Source organism: Stenotrophomonas sp. BR163 (assembly GCF_047520985.2).
Lineage (GTDB): Bacteria > Pseudomonadota > Gammaproteobacteria > Xanthomonadales > Xanthomonadaceae > Stenotrophomonas > Stenotrophomonas sepilia.
Window position 1 is genome coordinate 1 of record NZ_JAXBRE020000041.1, and the last position, 14,777, is coordinate 14,777.

Annotated in this window: 10 protein-coding genes; 6 read left to right on the forward strand and 4 right to left on the reverse strand. The window is 65.5% G+C overall.

The features are described 5' to 3' along the window. Positions 1–371 precede the first annotated feature (371 nt). Positions 372–1,847, forward strand: coding sequence for an XVIPCD domain-containing protein (locus ACM0PY_RS19890; protein WP_134971676.1), 1,476 nt, complete (start codon positions 372–374; stop codon positions 1,845–1,847). A 144-nt stretch (positions 1,848–1,991) separates the two neighbouring features. On the opposite strand, the gene acnB is transcribed toward ACM0PY_RS19890, so the two are convergent. The 3 genes from acnB to ACM0PY_RS19905 are packed head-to-tail and all read right to left on the reverse strand — an operon-like array spanning position 1,992 to position 5,257. Continuing rightward, positions 1,992–4,583 carry a bifunctional aconitate hydratase 2/2-methylisocitrate dehydratase gene (gene acnB, locus ACM0PY_RS19895; protein WP_088497665.1) on the reverse strand — a complete coding sequence of 864 codons (2,592 nt, stop codon included), beginning with the start codon at positions 4,581–4,583 and terminating at the stop codon, positions 1,992–1,994. Between the two features lie 44 nt (positions 4,584–4,627). Next, positions 4,628–5,026 carry a type II toxin-antitoxin system VapC family toxin gene (locus ACM0PY_RS19900; RefSeq protein ID WP_005416402.1) on the reverse strand — a complete coding sequence of 133 codons (399 nt, stop codon included), beginning with the start codon at positions 5,024–5,026 and terminating at the stop codon, positions 4,628–4,630. Positions 5,027–5,032: 6 nt separating this feature from the next. After that, a complete protein-coding gene (locus ACM0PY_RS19905; protein ID WP_005409505.1) occupies positions 5,033–5,257 on the reverse strand; it encodes an AbrB/MazE/SpoVT family DNA-binding domain-containing protein in 225 nt (74 codons plus the stop codon). A gap of 183 nt (positions 5,258–5,440) precedes the next feature. On the opposite strand from ACM0PY_RS19905, the gene bamE reads away from it, so the two are divergent. Both bamE and acnA read left to right on the forward strand, forming a co-directional pair. Then, positions 5,441–5,800 (forward strand): outer membrane protein assembly factor BamE domain-containing protein, encoded by a 360-nt coding sequence (gene bamE / locus ACM0PY_RS19910; protein WP_180895510.1) that lies wholly within the window; start codon positions 5,441–5,443, stop codon positions 5,798–5,800. A 376-nt stretch (positions 5,801–6,176) separates the two neighbouring features. Further along, the gene (gene acnA, locus ACM0PY_RS19915; RefSeq protein WP_180886110.1) at positions 6,177–8,930 is read left to right on the forward strand and encodes an aconitate hydratase AcnA; all 2,754 of its coding nucleotides are present in this window, start codon (positions 6,177–6,179) and stop codon (positions 8,928–8,930) included. Between the two features lie 146 nt (positions 8,931–9,076). Here the strand turns inward: acnA and ACM0PY_RS19920 are convergent, their stop codons facing one another. Then, complete coding sequence (locus ACM0PY_RS19920) at positions 9,077–10,627, reverse strand: BCCT family transporter (protein WP_414609493.1); 1,551 nt, start codon at positions 10,625–10,627, stop codon at positions 9,077–9,079. A gap of 170 nt (positions 10,628–10,797) precedes the next feature. Between ACM0PY_RS19920 and betI the strand changes: the two genes are divergently transcribed. The 3 genes from betI (at position 10,798) to betA (ending at position 14,683) form a co-directional block, all read left to right on the forward strand. Continuing rightward, positions 10,798–11,388, forward strand: coding sequence for a transcriptional regulator BetI (gene betI, locus ACM0PY_RS19925; protein ID WP_065177626.1), 591 nt, complete (start codon positions 10,798–10,800; stop codon positions 11,386–11,388). Between the two features lie 38 nt (positions 11,389–11,426). After that, positions 11,427–12,899, forward strand: a complete 1,473-nt coding sequence (gene betB / locus ACM0PY_RS19930; RefSeq protein WP_134971667.1) for a betaine-aldehyde dehydrogenase — start codon at positions 11,427–11,429, stop codon at positions 12,897–12,899. 101 nt (positions 12,900–13,000) lie between these two features. Then, positions 13,001–14,683, forward strand: coding sequence for a choline dehydrogenase (gene betA, locus ACM0PY_RS19935; RefSeq protein ID WP_072168986.1), 1,683 nt, complete (start codon positions 13,001–13,003; stop codon positions 14,681–14,683). Positions 14,684–14,777 lie beyond the last annotated feature (94 nt).

The window sequence follows — 14,777 nt, forward strand, 5'->3', positions numbered from 1 at the left end:
TACATCGAGATGTTCTACAACCCGATCCGCCGGCATGGTTCCGCTGGCGGACTGTCACCGGTAGAGTTTGAAAGGCGCTACGCGCAGAGCGGCAACTGAGTGTCTACAGAACTCTGGCCGGTCCAAGCTTCATTCCCCTTCATCATCGATGATCGCCCAATTCGAGCGTCCGTCGCAGCACTATTCACGGAAATTGAGGGCGGGAGAACCTTCACTGCTTACGTAAAGCGCGCATTGCCGCCCTTGACCACAGGACAGTCGACAGAGCGGACGCCAACCGAGCCTTCAAGTTGGCACGAAAAGATGCCCCCAGAGAAGCGCGAGGAGTACTTTCCAATCGAAGTCTCCACACGGATTGAAGGAGCATCGTAATGAATCCTAGAGAAAGCGCGGCGCTTTCGGACAATGTCTATAAGGACCCGCTTCCGCCCGTCAGTTCTGACATCACCGTCGGCGGAACAAAGTATGAGGTCCTCGCTTGTCGTGACTCTGGGAGCGGATATCAGGGCATTGTCTACCTCAACATCAATACAAAGGAAGTAATCGTCGCCCATCGCGGCACCGAGTTTGATCGTCAGCCTATGCTTGATGGCGGCATCGACGCCGCGATGGTCACCGCCAGAGTCAACGCGCAAATGACTGACGCGCTGGCGCTGACAAAGCAAGCCCTCAGGCTGGCCGAAGAAAGGGGAGCCGGGCCAGTACACGTCACCGGCCACTCCCTCGGCGGCGCGCTCGCACAGATCACTGCACACCACTACAACCTCCCCGGCGACGCGTTCAATCCCTACGGTGCCGCCGGGCTGGCATATCGCCTTCCTGAAGGCCAGCCAGCCAGCGCGGCGCCCTTCACCAACCACGTCTTGGCAGGCGACCTGGTCAGTGCCAGCGGTCCCCATTACGGCAAGGTCGAGATGTATGCACTGCCCAGGGAACTGGAGATCCTGCGCAACGCCGAGCACAGCCAGCGCATCGCCTCGATCGGAACACCCGGGATGAAGAGCGGCCATGTCATGTCCGCCGCGGTGGCGGTCCAGTTGGGCGACTCCCATCGAGTGGTTCATTTCCTTGATCGCATGACCGACAAGGGTCCGGTGCAATCTGTACTGGACAACCCACAGGCGCGGGTTACGGATCCTGAGGACCTGCGCCGGATTGCCGACTACCGCAGTGATGTTCATCAACTGCGTGCGGGTGCGACCGTGCTTGTCGGCGGCGGGCCCGGTCTGCTGCGCGACGGTATCAATTTCCTGCGCGGTGTCGAGGAAGCCGGTGCATACGCCCGCCGCGAGGCTGAAGCGGAGCAGCGGGCCCAGAATGCGCTCAAGCCGGGGGAGCAACTGATCCAGGATGCAACCGGCAAGGGCTCGCCCTCTCTCAGCAATCCCGCTTTCTCTCCCAAGAACCCTTTACAGGAGAGCATTGAATCAACCTTGGACAAGGCAGGCCAGGATCCCAGGAAGGAAGGCCATCCAGACCATGCGCTCTACCGGCAGATTCGCGAGGGTGTATCCGCCGTGGATGCCAGGCACGGGCGCAGCTTCGATGAAACCAGTGAGCGCGTGACGGCCGGCCTGCTTGCGGCGGCCAAGGGCAGCGGCCTGGAACGCGTCGATCATGTTGTACTGGGCAATTCACCCAGCGATGGCTCAGCCTCTCGCATGTTCGTTGTGCAGGGAGCGCTCGACAATCCAGCACACCTGCGGGCGTCGGTTCCAATCAGTGAGGCCGTCAATACGCCCGTAGAACAGTCGCTCGCCAAGGCCGAGCAGATTTCGCAGGCACAGCAGGTCGCCCAGCAGGACCTCGCCCAGGAGCAGGCCCTCACCGCGAGGCGGATGGGCTAGGCCACCTGGCCGGGCACAATGAAAAACCCGGCTCTCACCGGGGGTTTTTCATTTCAACGGGATGCCGGCCAGCGGCCGGCACTACCATGCGTCGTCCGCTCACAAGAAACCCCCGGCGCGAGCCGGGGGTTTTCCGTTACCGCATCAGGCAGCGACCGTGCTGGCCACGTCCTGGTATTCCTCGATCTGGTCGAAGTTCATGTAGCGGTAGATCTCCGCACCATTGGCGTTGATCACGCCGATGTCCGCCATGTACTCCTCCTTGGTCGGGATGCGGCCCAGACGCGAGCAGATCGCCGCCAGTTCCGCCGAACCCAGGTACACGTTGGTGTTGCGGCCCAGACGGTTCGGGAAGTTGCGGGTCGAGGTCGACATCGCGGTGGAACCTTCGCGGATCTGCGCCTGGTTGCCCATGCACAGCGAGCAGCCCGGCATTTCCATACGAGCGCCGGTAGCGCCGAAGGTGCCGTACACGCCTTCCTTGGTCAGCTCGGAGGCATCCATCTTGGTCGGCGGGGCCACCCACAGGCGGGTCGGCAGGTCACGCTTGCCTTCCAGCAGCTTGGCAGCGGCGCGGAAGTGGCCGATGTTGGTCATGCACGAACCGATGAACACCTCGTCGATCTTGGCACCGGCCACTTCGGACAGGGTCTTCACGTCGTCCGGGTCGTTCGGGCAGGCCACGATCGGCTCGTGGATGTCGGCCAGGTCGATCTCGATGACGGCGGCGTACTCGGCGTCCGCATCCGGCTCCAGCAGCTGCGGGTTGGCCAGCCACGCTTCCATCTTCTCGATACGGCGCTGCAGCGAGCGCGGATCCTGGTAACCCTCAGCAATCATCCACTTCAGCAGGGTGATGTTGCTGGTCAGGTACTCGATGATCGGCTCCTTGTTCAGGCGCACCGAGCAACCGGCCGCCGAACGCTCGGCCGAGGCGTCGGACAGTTCGAACGCCTGTTCGACCTTCAGATCCGGCAGGCCTTCGATTTCCAGGATACGGCCGGAGAAGATGTTCTTCTTGCCCGCCTTGGCCACGGTCAGCAGGCCCGACTTGATCGCGTACAGCGGGATCGCGTTGACCAGGTCACGCAGGGTCACGCCCGGCTGCATCTTGCCCTTGAAGCGCACCAGCACCGACTCCGGCATGTCCAGCGGCATCACGCCGGTGGCGGCAGCGAAGGCGACCAGGCCCGAGCCGGCCGGGAACGAAATACCCACCGGGAAACGGGTGTGCGAATCACCACCGGTACCGACGGTGTCCGGCAGCAGCATGCGGTTGAGCCAGCTGTGGATCACGCCGTCGCCCGGGCGCAGCGAAACGCCGCCACGGGTGGAGATGAACTCCGGCAGGGTGTGGTGGGTCTTGACGTCCACCGGCTTCGGGTAAGCGGCAGTGTGGCAGAACGACTGCATCACCAGGTCGGCCGAGAAGCCCAGGCAGGCCAGGTCCTTCAGCTCGTCACGGGTCATCGGGCCGGTAGTGTCCTGCGAGCCGACCGAGGTCATCTTCGGTTCGCAGTAGGTGCCCGGGCGCATGCCCTGGCCTTCCGGCAGGCCACAGGCGCGGCCGACCATCTTCTGCGCCAGCGAGAAGCCCTTGCCGGTATCGGCCGGCTGCACCGGCAGGCGGAACAGGTCGGTCGGAGCCAGGCCCAGCGCTTCGCGCGCCTTGCCGGTCAGGCCACGGCCGATGATCAGCGGGATGCGGCCACCGGCACGCACTTCGTCGAACAGCACGTCGGACTTGACCTGGAACTCGGCGATCACTTCGCCGTTCTTCAGCGCCTTGCCTTCGTACGGACGCAGCTCGATGACATCGCCGTGCTCCATCTTCGACACGTCCAGCTCGATCGGCAGCGCACCGGCATCTTCCATGGTGTTGTAGAAGATCGGCGCGATCTTGCCGCCCAGGCACACGCCACCGGCGCGCTTGTTCGGGATGTACGGAATGTCATCGCCGGTCCACCACAGCACGCTGTTGGTGGCCGACTTGCGCGAGGAGCCGGTGCCGACCACGTCGCCCACGTAGGCGACCAGGTGGCCCTTGTCCTTCAGCGACAGGATCTGCTGGATCGGGCCGCGCTTGCCGTCTTCTTCCGGGGTGAACGGCGCGTCGTCGCGCTTGTTCTTCAGCATCGCCAGCGCGTGCATCGGAATGTCCGGGCGGGTGGTCGCGTCCGGTGCTGGCGAGAGGTCGTCGGTGTTGGTTTCGCCCGGCACCTTGAACACGGTGACGGTCAGGCTCTGCGGCACTTCCGGGTTGCTGGTGAACCACTCGGCCTCGGCCCAGCTCTGCAGCACGGCCTGGGCGTTGGCGTTGCCGGCCTTGGCCTTCTCCTGCACGTCATGGAACGCATCGAACACCAGCAGGGTCTTCTTCAGGCCATTGGCAGCGATAGCGCCAACGCTGGCGTCGTCCAGCAGCTGGATCAGCGGCGCAACGTTGTAGCCGCCGAGCATGGTGCCCAGCAGTTCGGTGGCGCGCTCGCGGCTGATCAGCGGGTTCTGCTCGCTGCCCAGGGCGATCGCCGCCAGGTACGAGGCCTTGACCTTGGCCGCGTCATCGACGCCGGCCGGCACGCGGTGGGTCAGCAGGTCGAGCAGGAACTCGGCCTCGCCCTGCGGCGGGTTCTTCAGCAGTTCGATGACATCGGCCGTCTGCTGCGCGCTCAGCGGCAGCGGCGGGATGCCAAGCGCAGCGCGCTCGGCGACGTGGTGGCGGTAGGCTTCCAACATGACAACTCCCGGGTAATGCGTAGGTTGAAAAATCAAAAGTGGGCTCAGGCGTGCGGCACGATCAGCTTCAGGCCCTTGAAGTAGTCGCGGTAAAACGTGTCGTTCCAGGTGATCAGGCCATCGCACTGCAGCAGTGCGTGGGCGCCGACCATGAATTCGTCCAGGCTGCGACGGCTGCCGCCGCGCTGACGGTGACGGCGGTGCATCTCGCCGGCGCGCAGCGCCGACTTGGCCTCCATCGGGTTGAAGTGCACGCCCATCTCTTCCAGTGCTTCGAGCACTTCGGCACCACCGCGCAGCGATGCGCACACTTCGGCGAGGGTTGCGCCACAGACCACCACGCGGCCACCGACCAGGCTCTGCCGGAGGATGGCTTCCACGGCATCGGCCTGCGGGCCATTGCTGAGCAGTTCGACCAGTACCGGTGAATCGACGGCGATCATCACGGCTTATTCCTCGTCGCGCACCGCGCGTACTGCCGCATCGGACGACTCGAAGCCGTCCAGCGCGAACTTGCCGCGCGCCCGTGAAATGGCATCGTCAACACTCTTGCGCAGGATGATGCGGCTGCCGTCCAGCTCGACCTTCAGCAGCGTGCCCTTGGTCAGGCCGAGGGCATCACGCACCGCCTTGGGCAGGGTGATCTGTCCGCGTTCTGCAACGGTGGCTTCCATGGGTAGGCCTCAAAAAGTATGTATGAATTATACATACCTGACGTAAACACCTCAAATCGGGCGAACTGTGACCTTGAACCAGAATCAGTCGCATTCGACCGCTAGACTGGCCGGGCAGCACTCGCTGTACCGGGCCGGGACACTCCGGCACCGCACGCCCCCTCTCTCATAAAAGGACGTTCAATGCGCGCATTCATTCTGACCCTGGCTCTGGCCCCCCCCCTGGCCCTGGCCGCAGGCCCGGCCCACGCCAATCCGTTCGCGGCCCACACCACCGGCACTGAGATCACCCAGAAGCAACTGGACGAGCTGGAGGTGGGCAAGGCGACCCAGGACCAGGTCCGCGAGAAGTTTGGAGCGCCGACGCGTCGTGAGCAGCTTGGCGACACCCAGGTCTGGTACTACGACTACGCCAAGATCAAGCACTTCGGAAAGAACGTGCAGGAATCGACCGTCTTTGAGTTCGGCAAGGACAACGTACTCAAGGTGAAATCCAAGGGCGCGGCTCCCGCCAAGACCGGCAATCCGTTCCTGGGTGGCTGATCGCCGCTGACTGGCGCGCTGCCCGTCGGCGGCGCGCCCCCCGTGCCCGGTCAAGAACGCCTCGACCGCCACGATGACCATCGCTCAGCACGGCTCCGCCCCCAGCGCCTGCAGCCCCCCCATGCTGCCCTCCACCTGTCCCCCGGCGCCATACGGCACTGCCTCGAGCCTGTCAGCCCGCACTAAGTCCGGCGGCGCCATGACACGAAAACTACATACGAATTTATAACCTTGCGTTCTGAGCCCGCAGTTCTGCGGCCCCGACGGCATCGGCGATACTGGCCTTCTGCCCGGCGGCACGGACTGCCGGCCACCGCAAGCAGGCCTGCCCATGCGCGGGCCACTGCAAGCCATCCGCAAGAAGGAGTTAACCCGCATGAGCGATTCGTTCTCCACCCGCAGCCAGCTGAATGTCGGTGGCAAGACCTACGACTACTTCAGCCTGCCCACGCTGGGCCAGCGCTTCGATATCTCCCACCTGCCCTACTCGATGAAGATCCTGCTGGAGAACCTGCTCCGGCACGAGGACGGCGGCATCACCGTCGGCAAGGACCACATCGAAGCCGTGGCCCGCTGGAACCCGGCGGCCGAGCCGGACACCGAGATCGCCTTCATGCCGGCGCGCGTGGTCCTGCAGGACTTCACTGGCGTGCCCTGCGTGGTCGACCTGGCCGCGATGCGCGACGCCGTCGTCAAGCTCGGCGGCAAGCCGGAGCAGATCAACCCGCAGATTCCCTCCGAACTGGTCATCGACCACTCGGTGCAGGTCGATGTGTTCGGAAAGCCCGACGCGCTGGACCTCAACGGCAAGATCGAGTTCCAGCGCAACCAGGAACGCTACGGCTTCCTGCGCTGGGGACAGAAGGCCTTCGACAACTTCAAGGTGGTGCCGCCCAACACCGGTATTGTCCACCAGGTGAACCTGGAGAACCTGGCCCGCGTGGTGATGACCGCGCAGAAGGATGGCAAGGACATTGCCTACCCCGACACCGTGTTCGGTACCGACAGCCATACCACCATGATCAACGGCATCGGCGTGCTCGGCTGGGGCGTGGGTGGCATCGAAGCCGAGGCCGCCATGCTCGGCCAGCCATCGTCGATGCTGATTCCGCAGGTCGTCGGCTTCAAGCTGACCGGCAAGCTGCCCGAAGGCGCCACCGCCACCGACCTGGTGCTGACCGTCACCCAGATGCTGCGCAAGCTGGGCGTGGTCGGCAAGTTCGTCGAGTTCTACGGTGACGGCCTGCAGCACCTGCCACTGGCCGACCGCGCCACCATCGGCAACATGGCCCCGGAATACGGCGCCACCTGCGGCATCTTCCCGATCGACGCCGAATCGCTGAACTACCTGCGCCTGTCCGGTCGCAGCGAAGAGCAGATCAACCTGGTCGAGGCCTATGCCAAGGCGCAGGGCCTGTGGCACGAACCGGGCAGCCCGCACGCCCAGTACAGCAGCACGCTGGAACTGGACATGGGCACGGTGAAGCCGTCGCTGGCCGGCCCGAAGCGCCCGCAGGACCGCGTCCTGCTGGAAGACGTGCAGAAGAACTACCGCGAAGCGCTGGTCGGCATGACCGCCAACCGTGACAAGCGCAGCGAGGACGTTGCCACCTTCGTCAACGAAGGCGGCGGCGCCGCCGTCGGCAACGAGCAGCTGGCCAAGGGCTTCGCCGACATCGAGATCGAAGGCCGCAAGGTGCGGCTGAAGGATGGCGCGGTGGTGATCGCGGCCATCACCTCGTGCACCAACACCTCCAACCCGGCGGTGATGATCGGTGCCGGCCTGCTGGCCCGCAATGCGGCCGCCAGGGGCCTGAACCGCCAGCCGTGGGTCAAGACCTCGCTCGGCCCGGGCTCGCGCGTGGTCACCGACTACCTGGAAAAGGCCGGTGTGCTGAAGGAGCTGGAGAAGATCGGCTTCTACGTGGTCGGCTACGGCTGCACCACCTGCATCGGCAACTCCGGCCCGCTGCCGACCGAAGTCAGCGCCGGCATCGCCGCCGGCGACCTGGTGGTGACCTCGGTGCTGTCAGGCAACCGCAACTTCGAGGGCCGCGTGCACCCCGAAGTGAAGATGAACTACCTGGCGAGCCCGCCGCTGGTGGTGGCCTATGCCATCGCCGGCACCACCGACATCGACCTGACCACCCAGCCGCTCGGCACCGGCAGCGATGGCCAGCCGGTGTTCCTGCGCGACATCTGGCCAAGCAACAAGGAGATCGGCGACGTCATCGCCGCCACCATTGGCCCGGAGATGTTCAAGCAGAACTACGCCGATGTGTTCAAGGGCGATACCCGCTGGAACACCATCGCCTCGCCGGACGGCAACCTGTACGCGTGGAGCGACGCCTCCACCTACATCAAGAACCCGCCCTACTTCGATGGCATGACCATGCAGACCGGCAGCATCGACGACGTGCACGGCGCACGCGTGATGGGCCTGTTCGGCGACTCGATCACCACCGACCACATTTCCCCGGCCGGCAACATCAAGAAGGACTCGCCGGCAGGCCGCTTCCTGCAGGAGCGCGGCGTGCAGCCGGCCGACTTCAACAGCTACGGCAGCCGTCGCGGCAACGATGACGTGATGGTCCGCGGCACCTTCGCCAACATCCGCATCAAGAACCTGATGTTCGGTGGCGAGGAAGGCGGCAACACCCTGTACTACCCGGCCGATGGTGGCCAGCCGGAGAAGCTGGCGATCTACGATGCGGCCATGAAGTACAAGGCCGACAAGGTGCCGCTGGTGGTGCTGGCCGGCAAGGAATACGGCACCGGCTCGTCGCGTGACTGGGCGGCCAAGGGCACCCTGCTGCTGGGGGTGAAGGCGGTCATCGCCGAGAGCTTCGAGCGCATCCACCGCTCCAACCTGGTCGGCATGGGCGTGCTGCCGCTGCAGTTCCGCAACGGCGAGAACGCACAGACGCTGGGCCTGGACGGCTCGGAAGTGATCGACATCACCGGCCTGCAGGACGGTGCCAGCAAGCGCGCCACGGTCACCGCGACCAAGGCCGATGGCACGAAGAAGACCTTTGAGGTCTCGGTAATGCTGCTGACCCCGAAGGAAGTCGAGTACTTCCGCCATGGTGGCTTGCTGCAGTACGTGCTGCGCCAGCTGGCCAGCAAGTAACGGCGCGGCTGCGCCCGATTGAGGAAAGGGCCGGATCCTTGCGGATCCGGCCCTTTGCGTTTGCGATGCCCTTGTAGAGCCGAGCCTGCGCTCGGCTGCTTCTGCGCCAACAGCAGCCGAGCATGGGCTCGGCTCTACAGAAGCGCTCAGCGGCGCGGCGCATCCGGATCGGTGCGCAGGGCCTTCAACAGGCCCCACATGTAGAACGCCAGGGTGAACGAGAACGGCAGGCCGCACAGCACCACCGCGGTCTGCATCGCGCTGAAATTGCCGGCCAGCAGCAGGCCAACGCTGGCCACAGTGATGCCTACAGCCCAGAACACGCGCAGCCAGATCGGCGCGTCATGGCCATCTTCCACGCCATCGTCAACGCGACGCGTGCACAGGTTGGCGATCATCAGCGTGCCCGAGTCGACCGGGGTCAGGAACAGCACGAAGCCGATCACCACCGCAGCACCGGCCACGTACGGCGCCGCAGGCAGGTATTCCAGCAGCTTGAACAAGGTCATCGCTGCATCGTGCTGGGCCACGTCACCCAGGATCGCCTGGCCATGGTTGAGCACCAGGTCGATGGCGGTGTTGCCGAAGATCGACAGCCAGGCCAGGGTGAAGCCGAGCGGGATCAGCAGCACGCCCAAGATCACTTCGCGGATGGTGCGGCCGCGCGAGATGCGCGCCACGAAAAGGCCGACGAACGGCGCCCAGGCGATCCACCACGCCCAGTAGAACAGCGTCCACGACCCCATCCACTCACGGCCCTTGGGGTCGTTGAGGTACATGTCGAAGCTCTTGCGCACGAACGCGCCGAGGTAGTCGCCGGTGTTCTGGATCAGGCCGTCGAACAGGTGCAGGGTCGGGCCGGTGACCAGCACGAACAGCAGCAGGCCACACAGCAGGCGCACGTTGAGGTTGGACAGCCAGGCAATGCCTTTTTCCACGCCGGCGACCACGCCGATGGTGGCCACCACCATCATCACCAACACGATCGCCACCAGCACCTGCGGCGTATCCGGAATGTGGAACAGGTAGACCAGGCCGGACTGCACCACCAGGGCGCCGATGCCGAGGTTGGTCACCATCGAGATCAGCGTGGCCAGGATGCCGAAGCCATCGACCATGTCGCCGATGCGGCCATGTATGCGCTCACCGAAGACCGGGTACAACGCAGAGCGCAGCGCCAGCGGCAGGTCCCGGCGATAGGCGAAATAGCCCAGTGCCACGCCGACAAGCGCATACAGCGCCCAGCCATGCAGGCCCCAGTGCAGGAAGGTCAGCACCATCGCCTCGCGGCCGGCGGCCACGGTGCCGCCGGGCTGCCCGGGCGGATTGAGGAAATGATCCAGCGGCTCGTAGGCGCCGTAGTACAGCAGCGCGATGCCGATGCCGGCCGAGAACAGCATCGAGACCCAGGCAACGTAGCCAAAGGCCGGTGACTCTTCGTTGTGGCCGAGGCGGATGCGGCCGTACGGCGAGAACGCCAGCCACAGCACGAAGCCCAGGCACAGCACGATCAGCAGCATGTACCACCAGCCGAACGCGGCCGAGATCTCGGCCTGCGCCCATTGCAGCCAGTGCTCGCTGCCTTCGGGATAGAGCACGGTGAGCAGCCCGAGGATGCCGATCGACACTGAGGAGCTGAGGAAGACAAAACGGTTCAAGCGCAGGGGCGAACGCTTGGGATGAGCCAGGGAAGACATGCGGTCGTCTCATCAAGTCCGAGGGAGCACATGGGCGGGGCCGGACCGGTAAACCGGGCCCATGGCGTGGGGCGCGAGCGCATCCTAGGGTTTATTGATTGAACGTTCAATCAATAAAAAGCATAATGACGGGCAGCCCGATCCTTCGGGTCGCAAACCGTGGAGAGACAATGCCGAAGAAAGGCGTGGAACCGGTACGGCGCGAACAGCTGATCCGGGCCACTTTCCAGACCATCGACGAGATCGGCATGGCCGATGCCACCGTCGCCACCATCGCGAAGAAGGCGGGGTTGTCCAGCGGCATCGTCGCCCACTACTTCGGCGACAAGGACGGCCTGCTCAATGCTGCAATGCGGCAGATCCTGCGCGAACTGAAGGACGCCGTCGCCCGCTACCGCGCCGACGCCAGCGACAACCCGCGCGAGCAGCTGCGCGCCATCGTCGATGGCAACTTCGACGACAGCCAGATCAACGGCACCGCGATGCGCGTCTGGCTCACCTTCTGGGCTGCCAGCATGCACCAGCCCGAACTGGCCCGGCTGCAGCGCGCCAACGACCAGCGCCTGTTCTCCAACCTGTGCCACCAGTTCAACCGCCTGCTGCCCCACCCGCAGGCCCGCCTGGCCGCCCGCGGCCTGGCCGCGATGATCGATGGCCTGTGGCTGCGCGGCAGCCTGGTCGGCGGCCAGTTCAACGCCGAGAAGTCCCGGCGCATCGCTTACGGCTACATCGACTTCCAGTTGCAGGCTGCCGCGCTATAAGCGCTTCAGCGCCCGCCCCCTTCCAAGGAGTACGCCCCATGACCACCCTGCCCGTCCAACAGCTCTACATCCACGGCCAGCGCGTCGATGCCACCAGCGGCAAGACCTTCAAGACCGTCAACCCGGCCACCGGCGAGGTGATCGCCGAGGTGCAGGTCGCCAGCCAGGCCGACGTCGAACGTGCCGTGCGGAGCGCAGCCGAAGGCCAGAAGGTGTGGGCCGCGATGACCGCCATGGAGCGCTCGCGCATCCTGCGCCGCGCCGTCGAGCTCCTGCGCGAGCGCAACGACGAACTGGCCCACCTGGAAACCCTGGACACCGGCAAGGCGCTGGCCGAGACCACCACCGTGGACATCGTCACCGGTGCCGACGTGGTCGAGTACTACGCGGGACTGGCCACCGCCATCGAAGGCATCCAGTTGCCGCTGCGCGAATCGAGCTTCTTCTACACCCGTCGTGAGCCGCTGGGCGTGGTCGCCGGCATCGGCGCATGGAACTACCCGATCCAGATCGCCATGTGGAAGTCGGCGCCGGCGCTGGCTGCCGGCAACGCGATGGTGTTCAAGCCGTCCGAAGTGACCCCGCTGACCGCGATCAAGCTGGCCGAGATCTACACCGAAGCCGGTGTGCCGGCCGGCGTGTTCAACGTGGTGCAGGGCCCGGGCCGCGAGATCGGCCAGTGGCTGACCGAACACCCGGTGATCGAGAAGATCTCCTTCACCGGCGGCGTCGCCACCGGCAAGAAGGTCATGGCCAGTGCCGCGTCCTCGTCGCTGAAGGAAGTGACCATGGAGCTGGGCGGCAAGTCGCCGCTGGTGATCTGCGACGACGCCGACCTGGACCGCGCCGCCGACATCGCGGTGATGGCCAACTTCTTCAGCTCCGGCCAGGTCTGCACCAACGGCACCCGCGTGTTCGTGCCGCGCAGCATGCTGGCCGCATTCGAGGCGGCCGTCGTCGAGCGCGTCAAGCGCATCCGCATCGGCGACCCGATGGCTGCCGACACCAACTTCGGCCCGCTGACCAGCTTCCCGCACATGGAAAACGTGCTGCGCTACATCGAGAGCGGCAAGGCCGAAGGTGCCCGCCTGCTGACCGGCGGCGGCCGTGCCACCGAAGGCGCGCTGGCCAACGGCGCCTACGTGCTGCCGACCGTGTTCTCCGACTGCCGCGATGACATGACCATCGTCAAGGAAGAGATCTTCGGGCCGGTGATGAGCATCCTCGCCTATGACGACGAAGACGAAGTGGTACGTCGTGCCAACGACACCACCTTCGGCCTCGCCGCCGGCGTGGTCAGCAAGGACATCAGCCGCGCCCACCGCATCATCCATCGCCTGGAAGCCGGCATCTGCTGGATCAACACCTGGGGTGAATCGCCGGCCGAAATGCCGGTCGGTGGCTACAAGGAATCCGGCGTCGGCCGCGAGAACGGTATCTCCACCCTCGGCCACTACACCCGCATCAAGTCGGTGCAGGTCGAGCTGGGCGACTACGCCAGCGTGTTCTGACCGGCGCGCCCCGAGCACGCCCCATCGTCCGGCCACCGCGCCGATCCGACATTCCGCCGGGACGCCTGCATGCAGCGCGCCCCGGCCTGCAGGAGACACCCATGAGCACCCATAACGAGTACGACTACATCATCATCGGCGCCGGTTCAGCCGGCAACGTGCTGGCGACCCGCCTCACCGAAGATGCCGATGTCAGCGTGCTGCTGCTGGAAGCCGGTGGCCCGGACTACCGGCTCGACTTCCGTACCCAGATGCCGGCGGCGCTGGCCTTCCCGCTGCAGGGCAAGCGCTACAACTGGGCGTACAAGACCGATCCGGAGCCCTTCATGAACAACCGCCGCATGGACTGCGGCCGCGGCAAGGGCCTGGGCGGCTCGTCGCTGATCAACGGCATGTGCTACATCCGTGGCAACGCGATGGACTACGACAACTGGGCCAGCATGCCGGGCCTGGAAGACTGGACCTACCTGGACTGCCTGCCCTACTTCCGCAAGGCCGAAACCCGCGACATCGGCCCCAATGACTACCACGGCGGTGACGGCCCGCTGCGCGTGACCACGCCGAAGGCCGGCAACAACGAACTGTTCGCTGCGATGGTCGAAGCCGGCGTGCAGGCCGGCTACCCGCGCACCGACGACCTCAACGGCTACCAGCAGGAAGGCTTCGGCCCGATGGACCGCACGGTGACCCCGAACGGCCGTCGTTCCAGCACCGCCCGCGGCTACCTGGACCTGGCCAAGCCACGCCCGAACCTGACCATCGTCACCCACGCGCTGACCGACCGCATCCTGTTCTCGGGCAAGCGCGCGGTGGGCGTGCAGTGGCTGCACCACGACCAGCCGCAGCGTGCCACCGCCCGCCGCGAGGTGCTGCTGTGCGGCGGCGCCATCGCCTCACCGCAGATCCTGCAGCGCTCGGGCGTCGGCCCGGCCGACCTGCTGCGCAGCCTGGACATCGACCTGGTGCATCACCTGCCGGGCGTCGGCGCCAACCTGCAGGATCACCTTGAGATGTACCTGCAGTACGAATGCAAGAAGCCGGTGTCGCTGGCGCCGGCGCTGAAGCTGTACAACCAGCCGGCGATCGGTGCCGAGTGGCTGTTCCTGGGCACCGGCATCGGCGCCAGCAACCAGTTCGAGGCCGGTGGCTTCATACGCAGCGACGCCGAGTTCGACTGGCCGAACCTGCAGTACCACTTCCTGCCGGTGGCGATCAACTACAACGGCTCCAACCCGATCAAGGCGCACAGCTTCCAGATGCACGTCGGCTCGATGCGCTCGCCCAGCCGTGGCCGCATCCATGTGCGCTCGAAGGACCCGCGCGAACATCCGAGCATCCTGTTCAACTACATGTCGCACGAGCAGGACTGGCGCGAATTCCGCGCGGCGATCCGCATCACCCGCGAGATCTTCGCGCAGCCGGCGCTGGCCCCGTACAGCGGCCGCGAGATCTCGCCGGGCAGTGCACTGCAGACCGACGCGCAGATCGATGCATTCGTGCGCGAGCATGCCGAGACCGCCTACCACCCGTCGTGCTCGAACAAGATGGGCCATGCCGATGACCCGATGGCGGTGGTCGATGGCCAGGGTCGCGTGCACGGCCTGGAAGGCCTCCGCATCGTCGATGCCTCGATCATGCCGCAGGTGGTGACCGGCAACCTCAACGCGCCGACCATCATGATGGCCGAGAAGCTGGCCGACGTGATCCGCGGCCGCACCCCGCTGGCCCGCAGCACCGCGCCGTACTACAAGGCCAACGGCGCACCGGTGCGCAAGCAGGGCTGACGCAAGCGGCCCGCCTGTGGGGCGCGGTAGTGCCGGCCAGCGGGGTGCGGCCGCGGATCACGTCGGCCAGCTTCTCGGCCATCATGATGGTCGG